The 712-nt window shown below is 64.5% G+C and carries 1 protein-coding gene; it reads right to left on the minus strand.

The window, feature by feature from the left end:
• Positions 1–203: 203 nt before the first annotated feature.
• Positions 204–712 (minus strand): IS66 family transposase (locus LWH48_RS18150; protein ID WP_232913680.1); only part of this gene is annotated, 509 nt, incomplete at its 5' end.

Raw genomic sequence — 712 nt, forward strand, 5'->3', positions numbered from 1 at the left:
TCTCGAAGGAGACGGCCTGTCCCAGGGTCAGGCGGCTCAACACCTCCATCTCCTGACGGGCCTGGAGTTCGTCGATACGGCGGCAGATAAGCTCGTTGAGCGCCAGGAGCTGGTCGAGGCTCATGTCATCGATACGCATGGGGAACCGGATCTCGTGCATCGGGAAAGGCGCCACCTTGCCCGATGCGCCGGCGGGTGTCGATTCAGCGCTCGATGTCGGAGCGCAGCGGCGCGTCGGCGAACAGGGCCTTCCAGCGACGCGGTGTCAGCTCGTCGACCCGTGAGGCGGGGTGAAGCGCCACGCGTTGGAGGACATCGACCAGATAGGTGTAGGGGTCGACGCCCTGCAGCCGGCAGGTGGTCAGCAGGCTCTGCACGATGCCAACGTGCTCGGCGCCGACCTCGCTCCAACAGAACATCCAGTTTTTCTTACCCATGGGAATGCAGCGCAGGCCACGCTCCAGGTGGTTGGTGTCGATCGGCACGTCGGGATCGGACAGAAATACCTCCAGGCTCCGCTGTCGCTTCAGCGCGTACTCCACGGCTTGGCGCAGCGGGTGGCGAGGTTCCAGGTCCTCCCGTTGAAGCTGGTGGTCACACCATCGCCAGAAGTCGCGCACCTGGGGCTCGCTGTAGGTGGTGCGTGCCTTGAGCTTGTCGGGTCCTTCGCGGCCTTTCTCACGGATCCAGGTCTCGGTCTTGTAGAGCCCAG

It is taken from the genome of Halomonas sp. G15, from assembly GCF_021282295.1.
Taxonomy (GTDB): Bacteria; Pseudomonadota; Gammaproteobacteria; order Pseudomonadales; family Halomonadaceae; genus Halomonas; species Halomonas alimentaria.